This window comes from Streptomyces sp. IBSBF 3136, from assembly GCF_036815105.1.
In the GTDB taxonomy this organism is placed as follows: domain Bacteria; phylum Actinomycetota; class Actinomycetes; order Streptomycetales; family Streptomycetaceae; genus Streptomyces.
The window spans coordinates 1-13,562 of the sequence record NZ_JAJSZC010000217.1 but is presented as its reverse complement, the minus strand read 5'-3'; the positions used below and the strand labels follow the sequence as shown (position 1 = coordinate 13,562).

15 protein-coding genes and 2 pseudogenes are annotated in these 13,562 nt (G+C 71.6%); 10 read left to right on the top strand and 7 right to left on the bottom strand.

What is annotated here, in order from left to right; all coding sequences use genetic code 11:
* Window positions 1-782: DEAD/DEAH box helicase (locus V7E45_RS32555; RefSeq protein WP_333777831.1), on the bottom strand; the 782-nt coding region annotated here is incomplete at its 3' end.
* 99 nt (window positions 783-881) lie between these two features.
* On the bottom strand, window positions 882-1,709 hold the full coding sequence (locus V7E45_RS32550) for a class I SAM-dependent methyltransferase (protein WP_133922206.1): 828 nt from the start codon (window positions 1,707-1,709) through the stop codon (window positions 882-884).
* Between the two features lie 379 nt (window positions 1,710-2,088).
* Between V7E45_RS32550 and rpsA the strand changes: the two genes are divergently transcribed.
* Window positions 2,089-3,582 carry a 30S ribosomal protein S1 gene (gene rpsA, locus V7E45_RS32545; protein ID WP_333777830.1) on the top strand — a complete coding sequence of 498 codons (1,494 nt, stop codon included), beginning with the start codon at window positions 2,089-2,091 and terminating at the stop codon, window positions 3,580-3,582.
* Between the two features lie 129 nt (window positions 3,583-3,711).
* On the opposite strand, the gene V7E45_RS32540 is transcribed toward rpsA, so the two are convergent.
* Window positions 3,712-4,671, bottom strand: coding sequence for a right-handed parallel beta-helix repeat-containing protein (locus V7E45_RS32540; RefSeq protein WP_333777829.1), 960 nt, complete (start codon window positions 4,669-4,671; stop codon window positions 3,712-3,714).
* Window positions 4,672-4,886: 215 nt separating this feature from the next.
* On the opposite strand from V7E45_RS32540, the gene V7E45_RS32535 reads away from it, so the two are divergent.
* The 3 genes from V7E45_RS32535 (at window position 4,887) to V7E45_RS32525 (ending at window position 7,186) form a co-directional block, all read left to right on the top strand.
* A complete protein-coding gene (locus tag V7E45_RS32535; RefSeq protein ID WP_333777828.1) occupies window positions 4,887-5,825 on the top strand; it encodes a PAC2 family protein in 939 nt (312 codons plus the stop codon).
* Window positions 5,826-6,093: 268 nt separating this feature from the next.
* Window positions 6,094-6,744, top strand: a complete 651-nt coding sequence (gene coaE, locus V7E45_RS32530) for a dephospho-CoA kinase (protein WP_333777827.1) — start codon at window positions 6,094-6,096, stop codon at window positions 6,742-6,744.
* A gap of 61 nt (window positions 6,745-6,805) precedes the next feature.
* On the top strand, window positions 6,806-7,186 hold the full coding sequence (locus V7E45_RS32525; RefSeq protein WP_333777826.1) for a tetratricopeptide repeat protein: 381 nt from the start codon (window positions 6,806-6,808) through the stop codon (window positions 7,184-7,186).
* A 30-nt stretch (window positions 7,187-7,216) separates the two neighbouring features.
* Here the strand turns inward: V7E45_RS32525 and V7E45_RS32520 are convergent, their stop codons facing one another.
* Window positions 7,217-7,456: a DUF6343 family protein gene (locus tag V7E45_RS32520; protein ID WP_333777834.1), complete on the bottom strand. Its 240-nt coding sequence runs from the start codon at window positions 7,454-7,456 to the stop codon at window positions 7,217-7,219.
* On the opposite strand from V7E45_RS32520, the gene V7E45_RS32515 reads away from it, so the two are divergent.
* From V7E45_RS32515 to V7E45_RS32505, 3 genes are all read left to right on the top strand, one after another.
* Window positions 7,341-7,598, top strand: a complete 258-nt coding sequence (locus V7E45_RS32515) for a hypothetical protein (RefSeq protein WP_333777835.1) — start codon at window positions 7,341-7,343, stop codon at window positions 7,596-7,598. The genes V7E45_RS32520 and V7E45_RS32515 overlap by 116 nt on opposite strands.
* 99 nt (window positions 7,599-7,697) lie before the next feature.
* On the top strand, window positions 7,698-8,378 hold the full coding sequence (locus tag V7E45_RS32510) for a class I SAM-dependent methyltransferase (protein ID WP_333777825.1): 681 nt from the start codon (window positions 7,698-7,700) through the stop codon (window positions 8,376-8,378).
* 159 nt (window positions 8,379-8,537) lie between these two features.
* Window positions 8,538-8,990, top strand: a complete 453-nt coding sequence (locus tag V7E45_RS32505; RefSeq protein WP_333777824.1) for a DoxX family protein — start codon at window positions 8,538-8,540, stop codon at window positions 8,988-8,990.
* Between the two features lie 13 nt (window positions 8,991-9,003).
* Here V7E45_RS32505 and V7E45_RS32500 read toward each other — a convergent pair whose 3' ends face one another.
* Complete coding sequence (locus V7E45_RS32500; RefSeq protein WP_333777823.1) at window positions 9,004-9,666, bottom strand: RNA-binding S4 domain-containing protein; 663 nt, start codon at window positions 9,664-9,666, stop codon at window positions 9,004-9,006.
* Between the two features lie 176 nt (window positions 9,667-9,842).
* On the opposite strand from V7E45_RS32500, the gene V7E45_RS32495 reads away from it, so the two are divergent.
* Window positions 9,843-10,592, top strand: coding sequence for a uracil-DNA glycosylase (locus V7E45_RS32495; RefSeq protein ID WP_333777822.1), 750 nt, complete (start codon window positions 9,843-9,845; stop codon window positions 10,590-10,592).
* A gap of 31 nt (window positions 10,593-10,623) precedes the next feature.
* Here V7E45_RS32495 and V7E45_RS32490 read toward each other — a convergent pair whose 3' ends face one another.
* On the bottom strand, window positions 10,624-11,109 hold the full coding sequence (locus V7E45_RS32490; RefSeq protein ID WP_333777833.1) for a GNAT family N-acetyltransferase: 486 nt from the start codon (window positions 11,107-11,109) through the stop codon (window positions 10,624-10,626).
* A gap of 57 nt (window positions 11,110-11,166) precedes the next feature.
* A pseudogene (locus tag V7E45_RS32485) lies at window positions 11,167-11,499 on the bottom strand (RidA family protein); the annotation flags it as partial.
* 332 nt (window positions 11,500-11,831) lie between these two features.
* On the opposite strand from V7E45_RS32485, the gene V7E45_RS32480 reads away from it, so the two are divergent.
* Both V7E45_RS32480 and V7E45_RS32475 read left to right on the top strand, forming a co-directional pair.
* Complete coding sequence (locus V7E45_RS32480) at window positions 11,832-12,551, top strand: nucleotidyltransferase domain-containing protein (RefSeq protein WP_333777832.1); 720 nt, start codon at window positions 11,832-11,834, stop codon at window positions 12,549-12,551.
* 180 nt (window positions 12,552-12,731) lie between these two features.
* Window positions 12,732-13,562 (top strand): annotated as a pseudogene (locus tag V7E45_RS32475) (FUSC family protein); the annotation flags it as partial.

Here is a 13,562-nt window from a genome sequence, read left to right as displayed (position 1 = left end):
ACCTGGAGCACCTCCACCGCCCCCAGATCCCCCAGCTGCCCCGCCACCCGGGCGATCTCCCCGACACCGGGCAGGAAACACAGCACGTCACCCTCCCGCTCGGCCAGCGCCCGCCGCACCACCGACGCCACGTGCCCCAGCAGCACCGGATCGACCCACATGCCGTGCGGCGGCCGCACCGCACGACCCGGCGGCGCCCACACCACCTCCACCGGATACGAGACACCCTCGGCCCGCACGACCGGCGCACCACCGAGCAACCGCGCCCAGCCCTCGGCGTCCGTCGTCGCCGACGCCGCCACCAGCCGCAGCTCCGGCCGCAGCGCCTGCCGCACGTCCCACAGGAACGCGGCCACCGTGTCCGCGTCCAGATGCCGCTCGTGACACTCGTCCAGGACGACCACGTCCACACCGGCCAGCTCCTGGTCGCGCTGCAACCGCTGCAGCAGCACACCGGTCGTCACGACCTCCACGCGCGTGTGCCGTCCCACCACCCGCTCGCCGCGCACCGTGAAGCCCACGCTCTCCCCGGGCCGCTCGCCCAGCAGCCAGGCCATCCGCCGCGCCGCGGCCCGCGCCGCGATCCGCCGCGGCTCGGCCACCACGACCCGCCGCGCGGGACCACCGCCGACCAGCCCCGCCAGCACCAGCGGCACCAGCGTCGTCTTGCCCGTCCCCGGCGGCGCCACCAGCACGGCCGTGCCGTCCACCTCCAGGGCTTCGCTCAGCGCGGGCAGGGCGGAACGGACGGGCAGCGCGTCCAGGGCGTCGTCACGGATCACGCCCCCAGTGTCGTACGACAAGAAGAACGCCCCGCACGCGCGCGTGCGGGGCGTCGAGCAGGACCCCCGACAAGACGGGGACCCGGGCCGGGGGAGCGCTCAGTCACGCTCGCAGACGAAGATCGCCGTCCCCGGCAGCAGGCTCCCGCGCAGCGGGGACCAGCCGCCCCACTCCGCGGTGTTCCAGGCCGGCCACTCCGGCTCCACCAGGTCCACCAGCCGGAAGCCGGACGCCACGACGTCCCGCACCCGGTCGCCGAGCGTCCTGTGGTGCTCGACGTACACCGCGCGGCCCTCGTCGTCCTGCTCCACATAGGGCGTGCGGTCGAAGTAGGACGACGACACCGACAGGCCCTCGGGACCCGGCTCGTCCGGGAACGCCCAGCGGATCGGGTGCGTCACCGAGAACACGAACCGCCCGCCCGGCCGCAGCACCCGTCGCACCTCCCGCAGCACCAGCCGCGGATCGGCCACGAACGGCAGCGCCCCGTACGCGGAGCAGGCCAGGTCGAAGGAGCCGTCCGCGAACGGCAGCGCGCCGGCGTCGGCACAGACCAGCGGAAACGATCCGCCGATGCGCAGCGCGTGCTGCAGCTGGCGGTGCGAGAGGTCCAGTGCCACCGGACGGGCCCCCTGGGCGGCAAGCCAGCGCGCGCACTGCGCCGCGCCCGCGCCGATCTCCAGGACGTCCCGGCCCTTCAGGTCCTCCGGCGGGCCGAGCAGCTCGGCCTCCACCTCGTCCAGGCCCTCCGGGCCCCACACGAAACGGTCGTCACCGAGGAACGTCCCGTGTTCGACCTGGTACTCGTCGGCGTTCCGGTCCCACCAGCCACGGTTGGCGCGGGCGCTCTCCGCGACCCCGGCGTCACGGCGGGTTGCTTCCGGCTCGAACCCCTCGGGCTCGTGCGGTTCCGGCTCTTGGATGATCGGCTCCCTCGTCGTACTCTTCCGTCCAACCCGCCGGGCGAAGGCGTGCCACGGAAGGGGTCCCGCAGGCCTGTCCGGCCTCCTGGGACGATTCTTGTGCCGGAATTGCGGCGATCCGCCCCGGGTGTGCGCCTTCGCGCATTGACCCTGTCCGGCTGCCCCCGTATGCTACAAGTTGCGCTGCGGGCCTGCGCACCTCAGACGTAGCAGGCTGCGCTCGCATCTGTATGTATGTCCCCTCGGTTGTCGAGGCGCCACCGGGCACCCGGTGTCCTTTTTGGTGGCGCTTCCTTGGCTGTCCGGCTTCTGCAGAGCGAAACGGGCTCCCGGCGTAAGCAGTACCTACGACTTCAATGTCCGTACCGGAGCCCTTTCCCACATGACGAGCAGCACCGAGACCACCGCCACCACCCCGCAGGTTGCGGTCAACGACATCGGTAACGAGGAAGCCTTCCTCGCCGCGATCGACGAGACGATCAAGTACTTCAACGACGGCGACATCGTCGACGGCGTCATCGTGAAGGTCGACCGGGACGAGGTCCTGCTCGACATCGGTTACAAGACCGAAGGTGTCATCCCGAGCCGCGAGCTCTCGATCAAGCACGACGTCGACCCCAACGAGGTCGTGGCCGTCGGCGACGAGATCGAGGCCCTGGTCCTTCAGAAGGAGGACAAGGAAGGCCGCCTGATCCTCTCGAAGAAGCGCGCCCAGTACGAGCGTGCCTGGGGCACCATCGAGAAGATCAAGGAAGAGGACGGCATCGTCACCGGCACCGTCATCGAGGTCGTCAAGGGTGGTCTCATCCTCGACATCGGCCTCCGTGGCTTCCTGCCGGCTTCCCTCGTCGAGATGCGCCGTGTCCGCGACCTCCAGCCCTACGTGGGCAAGGAGCTCGAGGCCAAGATCATCGAGCTGGACAAGAACCGCAACAACGTGGTCCTGTCCCGCCGCGCCTGGCTGGAGCAGACCCAGTCCGAGGTCCGCCAGACGTTCCTCACGACCCTCCAGAAGGGTCAGGTCCGCTCCGGCGTCGTCTCCTCGATCGTCAACTTCGGTGCCTTCGTGGACCTGGGTGGCGTCGACGGCCTGGTGCACGTCTCCGAGCTCTCCTGGAAGCACATCGACCACCCCTCCGAGGTTGTCGAGGTCGGCCAGGAAGTCACCGTCGAGGTCCTCGACGTCGACATGGACCGCGAGCGCGTCTCCCTGTCGCTGAAGGCGACGCAGGAAGACCCGTGGCAGCAGTTCGCCCGGACGCACCAGATCGGTCAGGTCGTCCCGGGTAAGGTCACGAAGCTCGTTCCGTTCGGTGCGTTCGTCCGCGTGGACGAGGGCATCGAGGGTCTGGTCCACATCTCCGAGCTGGCCGAGCGCCACGTGGAGATCCCGGAGCAGGTCGTCCAGGTCAACGACGAGATCTTCGTCAAGGTCATCGACATCGACCTCGAGCGTCGTCGCATCAGCCTCTCGCTGAAGCAGGCCAACGAGTCCTTCGGTTCCGACCCGGCCTCGGTCGAGTTCGACCCGACCCTGTACGGCATGGCCGCGTCCTACGACGACCAGGGCAACTACATCTACCCCGAGGGCTTCGACCCCGAGACCAACGACTGGCTCGAGGGCTACGAGAAGCAGCGCGAGGAGTGGGAGCGCCAGTACGCCGAGGCGCAGACCCGCTTCGAGCAGCACCAGCAGCAGGTCATCAAGTCCCGCGAGGCCGACGCTGCCGCTGCCGCCGAGGGTGGCGAGGCTGCCGCTCCGGCCGCTTCGGGTGGCGGCTCGTACTCCTCCGAGGGTGCGGACACCTCCGGTGCCCTGGCCTCGGACGAGGCGCTGGCCGCGCTGCGCGAGAAGCTGGCCGGCGGCCAGAGCTGATCGCTGCCGCTGAGGCTTAGCAGGTAGTAGCTGCTGAGGGGCCGTACCTTCCGGGGTACGGCCCCTCAGGGTTTTCCGGGCTCTGTGCGGTTTTCGGGTCTGCGTGAACCGCTCCCGTCCGCCGGGCGGTCAGGGAGTGACCGGGATGTTCGTCAGGCCCCTTCCGCCGGTGACCGTGTTGCTGCCGTAGACCGTCGTCCGGCAGCTCGCGCCGGCGTTGGTGACGTCGATCGCCAGCCGGGTGGGGCCCTCGGCACCCGTCAATGTCGATCTGTTTCCTTTGAAGACCGTGCCGCAGCCCCAGCCGGACTGCTGCGTGTGGGTCTGGTAGCCGTCGTTCGTGGTGTTCGTGCCGGTGTTGTCCTGCACCAGGACGTCATTGCCCTTCACGTCCACCCAGGAGTCGTCGTAGTTCGCGCCGGTCAGCCCGCTGCCGTCGAACCTGTTCCCGACGATCCGCGCGCCGGTCGTCCCCTCCTTGATGTCGACGTTCTCGCCGCCCACGCCCGGACCGATCGTGTTGCCCAGGATCTGGACGCGGTCGCTGCGGTCGGACAGCGTGTTCGCGGTCCCCACGTACACGCCCTCGCCCATGCCGCGGCCGTCGTTCCCGGTGTCGTAGATCGTCGAGTTCCTGATCACGCCGTCCGTGCTGGAATTGCGGAAGTGCACGCCCTCCATCGTGAGCCCGTACACCGTGACACCGTCCACCACGACACCGGTGGCCGAGTCGATCATGATGCCCTTCTGACCGCCGGTCACGGTCAGCCCACTGACCGTCCAGTAGGACGCGCCGTCCAGATGGAGGCCGTAGCCGCCACCCGCCCGCAGTACGGCCCCCGGGGAGCCGGTGAGGGTGATGCGGGCCGCGGCGCCGGCCGGTGTGACCGCCTTGAAGTTGCCGGTGTACGTGCCGTCCGCCAAGTGGATCGTGTCGCCGGGCCTCGCACCGGCGAGCGCCGTCTTGAGCTGGGCGGCGGTGCCCACCTCGACGGTCTGGGCGGCGGCGGCCGGCCCCGCGCGGAGGAGCGGGCCGCCGGTGAGGGCGAGCGTGGCGAGCAGGGAGGTGAGCAGCGTACGTGTGCGCATGGGGGTGCCTTCCTGTCGTACGGACCTGCCGAACAGGCGCGGATCTCATACATGAACGACAGGCGGACATGTGAACGCCCGTCCTGGTGAAGGTACGGACCAGCTGACGGAGCGTCAAGGCACCCGGCACGACATGCCTGATCAGCGCCCCGAACCGGGAATGCGCCCGCCCCGGGGCGCGTTGTCGATGAAGGACACGAGGAGGAGCGGTCACAGTGCTTGATCCGCAGGGTTTGTACGCATGGGAGCCGAAGGGCCTGGCCGTCGTCGACATGGCGCTCGCCCAGGAGTCGGCGGGCCTTGTCATGCTCTACCACTTCGACGGATACATCGACGCGGGGGAGACCGGCGACCAGATCGTCGAACGCCTCCTCGACTCACTGCCCCACCAGGTCGTGGCACGCTTCGACCACGACCGGCTCGTCGACTACCGCGCCCGCCGCCCGCTGCTGACCTTCAAGCGGGACCGCTGGACCGAGTACGAGGTACCCGCCATCGAGGTCCACCTCGTCCAGGACGCCACCGGCGCCCCCTTCCTCCTGCTGTCCGGACCCGAACCGGACGTCGAATGGGAGCGGTTCGCCGGCGCCGTCCAGCAGATCGTCGAGCGGCTCGGCGTCCGCCTCTCCGTGAACTTCCACGGCATTCCCATGGGCGTCCCGCACACCCGGCCCGTCGGCCTCACCCCCCACGGCAACCGCGCCGACCTGGTCCCCGGCCACCGCAGCCCCTTCGAAGAGGCCCAGGTGCCCGGTAGTGCCGCGTCACTGCTGGAGTACCGGCTCCTGGAAGCCGGACACGACGTCCTCGGCGTCGCCGCCCACGTCCCGCACTACATCGCCCGCTCCCCCTACCCCGACGCGGCACTGACCGTCCTCGAGGCGGTCACCGCCGCCACCGGCCTGGTCCTGCCCGGGGTCGCCCACGCCCTGCGCACCGACGCCCACCGCACCCAGACCGAGATCGACCGGCAGATCCAGGAGGGCGACGAGGAACTGACCGCACTCGTCCAGGGCCTCGAGCACCAGTACGACGCCGCCGCGGGCGCCGAAAGCCGCGGCAACATGCTCGCCGAACCGGTCGACATCCCCTCCGCCGACGAGATCGGCCGCGAGTTCGAACGCTTCCTGGCAGAACGAGAAGGCGATAACTAGGCCTGTTGCGAAAGTGGTCCTCTGCCGCGCGACGCCCGGCACGCACTCTCGCCGCACCGCCCGAAAGCCCGAGTACGCCCCGTACGAGGACTTCCGGGCGGCACGCCGAGAGCACGCACCGGACGCCGCGCGGCCGCCCTCCGGGCGACGAGGCCACTTTCGCAACAGGCCCTAGCCCTCCCGGAGGCGCGACGAGCGCCGCTTCACAACAGTGCTCGGAGCGACACCCGGGAGCCCGCCGTCACCGGCAGGCTCTAAGCTTCCGCTCATGCTGAAAGTGGGCCTGACCGGCGGCATCGGCGCCGGCAAGAGCGAGGTGTCACGGCTGCTCGTCGAGCACGGAGCCGTACTCATCGACGCCGACCGCATCGCACGCGAAGTCGTGGCGCCCGGAACACCCGGGCTCACGGCCGTCGTGGCAGCCTTCGGCGCGGACATCCTCACCTCCGACGGAAGCCTCGACCGTCCCAAGCTCGGGTCCATCGTCTTCGCCGACCCCGAGAAACTCGCCACCCTCAACGCGATCGTCCACCCCCTCGTCGGCGCCCGCTCCCGCGAACTCGAAGACGCCGCCGCCGACGACGCCGTCGTGATCCACGACGTGCCCCTCCTCACCGAGAACGGCCTCGCCCCCCTGTACGACCTCGTCATCGTCGTCGACACCAGCCCCGAGACCCAGCTCGACCGCCTCGTACGGCAGCGCGGCATGACCGAACACGACGCACGCGCACGCATGGCCGCCCAGGCCACCCGCGAGCAACGCCGCGAGATCGCCGACATCGTGATCGACAACGACGTACCCCTCGAGACCCTGCGCAAGCGCGTCGCGGAAGTCTGGGACGACCTCGCGCGCCGTGCCCGGGAATCCGGCCCGGCACCCGACGGAACCGGCTCCACCGACGGCACCGGGCGCGCTTAGGCGCGGAATAGCAGTACACCTCGGGGCGTTGAACACCTTCAGCAAGGGAAGGATCTCAGCCGTGCCCGAGACCAGCGGTTCCACCGGACGTACCCCGGAGACGCACGTCATCGACTTCCGTGCCGCCGAGCAACTGCTCAACGCGCGGGACCCCAGGGGCGCGGTGAAACTGCTCGACGGAGTCATCGCCGCGCACCCCGAGAACACCGCGGCCCGCCTCCTGCGCGCACGCGCCTTCTTCGCGGCCGCCCAACTCCGCCCCGCCGAACTCGAGTTCACCATCGTGCTCGAACGGGAACCGGACAACGCCTTCGCCCACTTCGCGCTCGCCCGCACCTACGAACGCCAGGGCCGCCCCGGCCAGGCCAAGCGCCACTTCCGGCTCGCCGCCGCACTCGACCCCAACCCGGACTACCTCAAGGCCGCCCGCTTCGACGACTGACGGCCACCGGCCGCCACCGCCGGAGCGCGCTCAGGGATGCCGGTGCCGGGGAGGCCCTGGCCGAGGCGGACCACCCTCCGGCGGACTGTACGGCGGCACGTCCGGGCCCGGCTGGTAATGCGGACCCTGCCGTATGTGCCGCAGGATCATGGCCATGTCCGCCGTGACCACCAGCCACAACACCCCGCACGCGACCGCCCAGCCCGGACGCCCGACCAGCGCGAACACCGCCGTCCCGAACACCGCCCAGACGAATCCCCACACGCTCAGCCACAACCGCGCCCGCAGAGCACTGCGCGCGGTCACCGGCTCACTGCCCGTACGCATCGGATCATCACTCCTCCTTGCAACGTACTCCCCGTCCGCCTCGACCGGAACGCCCACCGGCGACGTCCACGACGGCCACGGATGATCACGACGGAGAAGGAGGCAGGCCACCCCATCGGGTGAACCCCCGCCCCCCGGGAACGCTCCCTCCACCCTCACCCGTTCTCCCGGCATGACCGCCGAAATGCGAGAAGGACACGAAGGAACAGGACCCGGCGCCATCACCCCCGACGGCTGCGCCGTCGACCTCTACACACGGCTCCCCGTCGGCGACGAACCGGACATCATCACCGACGCCGTGCCCAGCGGAGCGCACATCCTCGAACTCGGCTGCGGAGTCGGCCGGATCACCCACCCCCTCCAGCAACGCGGCTTCACCGTCACGGCGGTGGACGAATCCACCGACATGCTCGCCCACGTCCGCGGAGCGCGCACCATATGCGCCCCCATCGAGCGACTGGACCTCGGCGAGAAGTTCGACGTGGTGATGCTCGCCTCCTTCCTCGTGCACTGCGCAGACATGGAGGTCCGCCGAGGCCTGCTGCGCACCTGCGCCCGCCACGTGGCGAAGGACGGCTGCGTGCTCATCCAGCGAGAAGGCCCGGACTACCACACCGACGTGCCCCGCGAGCGGGCCGACCCGAGCGGCTTCACCGTGCGCATCGTCTCGGCGGAGCCGGTCGGAGACGGAGTGAACGCGGTACGCGCGGAGTACCGGTTCCCCGACGCGGTATGGACCCAGACGTTCCTCGCCCGGCCCCTGAGCAAGGAGCAGTTCGAGGAGGCACTGGCAGAGGCGGGACTGGAGGTGGACACCTACCTGACCCCGGACGGGACCTGGGTCCGGGCAGTACCGGCGGCGTAGGAGGAACCGATCGGAGAGGCGACGAGAGAGGTAGCGAGAGAGGCGACAAGTAGGGGCAACGAAAGAGGCAGCAGGGGAGGCGATGAGCGATGAGTTCCCGGCCCCGGACCGGTCTACCTCGATGACAGCGACCAGGACCGCTTCACCCCGGAGACCTCCATGACCCAGACCACCGCTCCCGCCGCGACCACCACCCCGGGCACTCCCGGCACCACCCGCAGCCGCGCGGCCCGCATCGCGCTGCGCACGGTGCAGGTGCTGCTCGCCCTCTTCTACGGGCTCGCGAGCGCACTGCCCAAGCTGATAGCGCACCCATCGGCCGTCGAGTCCTTCGACAAGATGGGCTGGGGAAGCGCCGGGATGTACACCATCGGCGCGCTGGAACTCGCCGGCGCCATCGCCCTGCTGGTGCCCGTCCTGCAGTCGGTGGCGGCCATGGCGCTCAGCGCGCTCATGGTGGGCGCGTTCATAGTCCAGCTCACCGTCTTCGACGGCCAGTACGCGGCCACTCCGCTCATCCTGATCGTGCCGCTCGCCCTCATCGCCTGGGCCCGCCGAGCCCACAACGCCGACCTGCTGCGACTGCTTCGGGTGACGCGGCGAACGGTCTGAGGGGTGAGGCGGCTCAGCGTCCCCGGGGGCGTCCGCCCGTCCCGCCGACTCCGCCGGTTCCGCCCGCTCTGCCGGTTCCGCCCGCTCTGCCGGTTCCGCCGAATCCGGTGGGCCCCTGGGGACCTCCCGCTCCCGGTCCGCCGAGTCCGCCCAGTCCCCGGAGACGTTCCAGTTCGCGGCGGTCGCGCTTGGTGGGGCGGCCGGCACCGCGGTCGCGGATACCGGCGGGGGCCACGGCATCACGGGGCGGGGGCGGAGGCGAGTTGTCGATGTAGCACTGGACGGCCACCGGGGCACCGACACGCTTGCGGATCAGGCGCTTGACGATCACGACGCGTTCACGGCCCTCGTGCCGAAGCCGCACCTCGTCGCCGACGCGCACGGAATAGGCGGGCTTCACCCGCTCACCGTTGACGTGGACGTGCCCGCCACGGCAGGCGGTGGCTCCCAGGGAGCGGGTCTTGACCAGGCGCACGGCCCAGATCCAGCTGTCGATCCGCACGGTCTCGCCCGTGCCCGGCCCGGCGGCCTCGGCGGCGGCCACTGCGGCCGCGACCTTGGGGTCGAGCGGCCGGCTCCCGGCGGCGTCGGTGCCCTCGGCCTTCTGGCTGGGGGCCGCTTCACCCGGTCCGTCGGTGTCACGGTGCACGTTCTCGTCCGCATCCTCGGAAGCCATGTCCCGACCTTAACCCGCAGGGCCGGGTGATCCGGAGACGATTTATTCCGGGCCCAGGGCCCGTCGAGCGGCCCAGATGCGGCTTGCTCGTCCGGGGCGACATCGCTGCCCCGGGGGAGCGATAGCTCCCCGCACCCTGGCCGGGGGGCCGGCGGGGCCGGGCATACGGTGGCGGTATGGACGACAGCAGCGCGCTCGCTCGGCTCGACCGGCGCGTCGCGGGATGCCGGGCCTGTCCCCGGCTGGTGGAGTGGCGTGAGGAAGTGGCCCGTACCAAGCGGGCGGCGTTCGCCGACTGGACGTACTGGGGGCGGCCGGTACCCGGGTTCGGTCCGGCCGACGCCCGCCTCGTGATCGTCGGGCTGGCGCCCGCGGCGCACGGCGGCAACCGCACGGGCCGCATGTTCACCAGCGACCGTTCGGGAGACGTGCTCTACCAGGCGCTGTACGACGTGGGCCTGGCCTCGCAGCCCACCGCCGAACGCGTCGACGACGGGCTGGAGCTGTACGGCGTCCGCATCACCGCGCCCGTGCACTGTGCCCCGCCGGCGAACAAGCCCACCCCGGGCGAGCGGGACACCTGCCGCCCCTGGCTGGTGCAGGAGCTGAAGCTGCTGCGTCCGACGGTCAGGGCGGCGGTGGTGCTCGGCGCCTTCGGCTGGCAGGCGGCGCTGCCGGCCTTCAGCGAGGCGGGCTGGCCCGTGCCCCGCCCCCGCCCCGCCTTCGCCCACGGCGCCCGGGTCACCCTGAACGGCTCGCCCGGCACCGAAGGCTCGGACGTTCCGGACGGCCTGGACGGTCCCGACAGACTGGACGTCTTCGGCTGCTTCCACGTGAGCCAGCGCAACACCTTCACGGGCCGGCTCACTCCCGCGATGCTGCGCGAGGTGCTGCGCACGGCGGCCGACGCGGCCGGGCTGCCCTGACCGGAGAAAGCCGACGCTCAGGCCTTCTCTCTCACGGCCGCCACACGTACCGCACGTCCGGCTCCCGCTCCTCGTTGGCGCTGCCGTCCGTGTGCTCGACGGCGACGAATCCGTGCCGCTCGTAGAAACGGTGGGCGGCCTTGTTGACCTGGAAGGTCCACAGGGTCAGGCCCCGCGGGCTGCGCTCCTTGGCGAGGGAGACGAACCGGTCGCCGATGCCGTGCCCCCGCCAGTCGGGGGCGAGGTAGAGCTGGGAGAGCTCCTCACCGTTGAGGACCATCACGCCGACGATCCCGCCCCCTTCTCCAGCCGCCTCGGCGACCCAGGTCTCCCGCAGCGGCACCACCACCTCGCGGAAGTAGCCCCGTACCTCGTCGTCGGTGCGGGGCCGGACGACCGTGGGCAGCGCGGCGGTGAAGGAGCGCAGCCAGACGTCGGCGGCGGCTCGCGCGTCCGCCGGCACCGCCCGGCGCAGGACGACCTCGGCCGTCGTCGCTTCCTGCCGTTCCTCCGGCACCACGGCGGTCGCCGTGATCTCCACCAGTTGCCCGGTGTACCCGAGGCAGGCGACACCGAGCAGAGTGGACGAGTGCGGACCCCGGCTCAGCCCCGAGGCCTCCACGACCTCCCACACCGAGGACAGCACCGCGGGCTCGCTGCTGACGACGTACACGTCCGTCGTCAGCACATGCTCCAAGTCACTCCCCACCGAGCGGAGTTGTTCCCTGAGATTGGCTATGACCCGCTCGGCCTGCCGCACCGGGTCCCCCGCGCCGACGATGTCTCCCTTCTCGTCGAGCGGCACGGCTCCCGCGAGGAAGGCGAGCTTCGTGCCGGCCTCGACCACCGAGGCATGGGAGTAGGTGGGAGGCGGGAAAAGGGTGGGAGTGGTGACGCGACTGATCATGGCGGCTCCTGGGCTGGCCGGTGCGCAACCTCCTGATCATCCGTGGCCCGCCCATCGTTCCGCACCCGAATTTCCGGCCGCGCCAAGCCACCGGTGGGCCCCTCCGCCGTGCCAGGTTCCATCGCCTTAGGCTCATCGCACACACCCCCCACCGCCACCCTCACCCGCCCGCATGCGCCCTTGGCCATCGCGCCCGACGCCCGCTCGTCACATCGACCCGAATCCACCCTCACCCCGGAGCCCACCCGTGCCCTCGCTCCCGAAATCCCGACCGCGCCTCCGGCTCCGGTAGGGGCTCCGATGCCGACTTCCTCTCCGCCACCGCCGACCGCCTGGCCGCGCTGCCCGCCGTCCGGGCCGTGGCCCTGGGCGGTTCCCGGGCGCAGGGCACCCACGCCCCCGACAGCGACTGGGACCTGGCCGTCTACTACCGGGGCGCCTTCGACCCCGCCGACCTGCGTTCCGTCGGCTGGGAAGGTGAGGTGTCGGAGATCGGCGGCTGGGGCGGCGGTGTCTTCAACGGCGGGGCCTGGCTGACCATCGACGGACGCCGGGTCGACGTGCACTACCGGGACCTGGACGTGGTCGAGCACGAGCTGGCGGAGGCGAAGGCGGGACGGTTCCGGGTGGAGCCCCTGCTGTTCCATCTCGCGGGGATCCCCAGCTACCTGATCGTGGCCGAGCTGGCCGTCAACCAGGTACTGCGCGGCGAGTTGCCGCACCCGGAGGCGTACCCGGCCGAGCTGCGCCGGACCGCCTCGGAGCGCTGGGCCGGCACCGCCCGGGCGACCCTCGCCTACGCCAAGGCCAACCACGCCCCGCACGCCCGCCTCACCGAGGTGGCCGGCGCGCTGGCCACGGCCGCCCTTCAGGCCGGCCACGCGGTGCTGGCGGCACGCGGTGAGTGGGTGACCAACGAGAAACGGCTGCTGGAGCGGGCCGGGCTGCGCCGGATCGACGAGGTGACGGGCGCGCTGCGACCGGACCCGAGGGCGCTGACCGGCGCGATCGAGTCGGCGGAACGGATCATCGGCCTAGCGGCCAGGCCGTGACGAGGCGTAGGCGCCCCGAACAGCGTTCATGAAGAACCCACCCTCCCCGGCACCTTTCACCTCCGCGAAACACGACGGCCCCGTTCCCGTGTGGGACGTGATCTACCGTGGAAGTCGCACATCACAGCCCGGCCACCGTCGTCCGAAGGCATGTCCCGCCGTCGCACGAACAGGAGCCCCGTGTCGCGCCGCGCCGCACTGTCCCCGCCCCTCTGGCTCGCCCACGCCCTGCGCACCCAGCGCGGGCCCGTCCCGTGGAGCGCGGTGGCGCGCGGCGCGCTCGCCGCCGGGCCGCTCCTGCTCGCCGGTGTCCTCAGCGGCCGTACCGCGGTGGGTGTCCTGGCCGCCATCGCCGCGATGCTCGTCGGCATCAACGACCGGCCCGGCAGCCGGCGTGCCTCCGTCAGGCGGCTCGGAGTGCCCGCGCTGGCCGGGGCCCTCGGGCTGCTCGTCGGGACGTACGCCGGGCAATGGCTGCCCGCCGTGCCGCTGACCCTGCTGCTGACCGTGCTCGGACTCGTCGCCGGCGCCGTCAGCGCGGTCGGGCCCGTCGCCTCCGCCGCGGGCACCCAGTTGCTGGTCACGGCAGCCGTGGGGGCCGGGATGCCGGCGGCCGAGAGCGGCTGGCAGCGAGCCCTCGCCTTCATGGCCGGAGCGGGCTGGCTGCTCCTGCTGCGGCTCGCGCTGCCCACTCCCGGGTCGCTCACCGGGGACTTCCGGTTCGACGGTGAGCGCGAGGCGGTCGCCGACGTGTACGACGCCGTCGCCGCACTGCTCGACGCCGTGGGCGGCGAGAGCGCCACCACCCGCCGGGCCGCGCTCACCGCCGCACTCGACCACGCCCAGGACGCCCTCGCCGGGCCACGGCTGCGCCGGCAGGCGAGTTCCGCGGCCGAGCGCCGGCTGCACGCCCAGTACGCCGCCGCACTGCCGCTCGCCGAGGCCGCCACCGCCCTCGCCTGGGCGGGCGAGCCCCTTTCCGAGCGCGCGAGCGAAGCCGAGCGTGGGGGA

Excerpts from the sequence above, each read along its gene's own strand:
- rpsA (WP_333777830.1), top strand. The coding sequence starts at position 2,089 with ATGACGAGCAGCACCGAGACCACCGCCACCACCCCGCAGGTTGCGGTC.
- V7E45_RS32540 (WP_333777829.1), bottom strand. The coding sequence starts at position 4,671 with ATGCGCACACGTACGCTGCTCACCTCCCTGCTCGCCACGCTCGCCCTC.
- coaE (WP_333777827.1), top strand. The coding sequence starts at position 6,094 with ATGCTGAAAGTGGGCCTGACCGGCGGCATCGGCGCCGGCAAGAGCGAG.
- V7E45_RS32515 (WP_333777835.1), top strand. The coding sequence starts at position 7,341 with ATGTCCGCCGTGACCACCAGCCACAACACCCCGCACGCGACCGCCCAG.
- V7E45_RS32510 (WP_333777825.1), top strand. The coding sequence starts at position 7,698 with ATGCGAGAAGGACACGAAGGAACAGGACCCGGCGCCATCACCCCCGAC.
- V7E45_RS32505 (WP_333777824.1), top strand. The coding sequence starts at position 8,538 with ATGACCCAGACCACCGCTCCCGCCGCGACCACCACCCCGGGCACTCCC.
- V7E45_RS32500 (WP_333777823.1), bottom strand. The coding sequence starts at position 9,666 with ATGGCTTCCGAGGATGCGGACGAGAACGTGCACCGTGACACCGACGGA.
- V7E45_RS32495 (WP_333777822.1), top strand. The coding sequence starts at position 9,843 with ATGGACGACAGCAGCGCGCTCGCTCGGCTCGACCGGCGCGTCGCGGGA.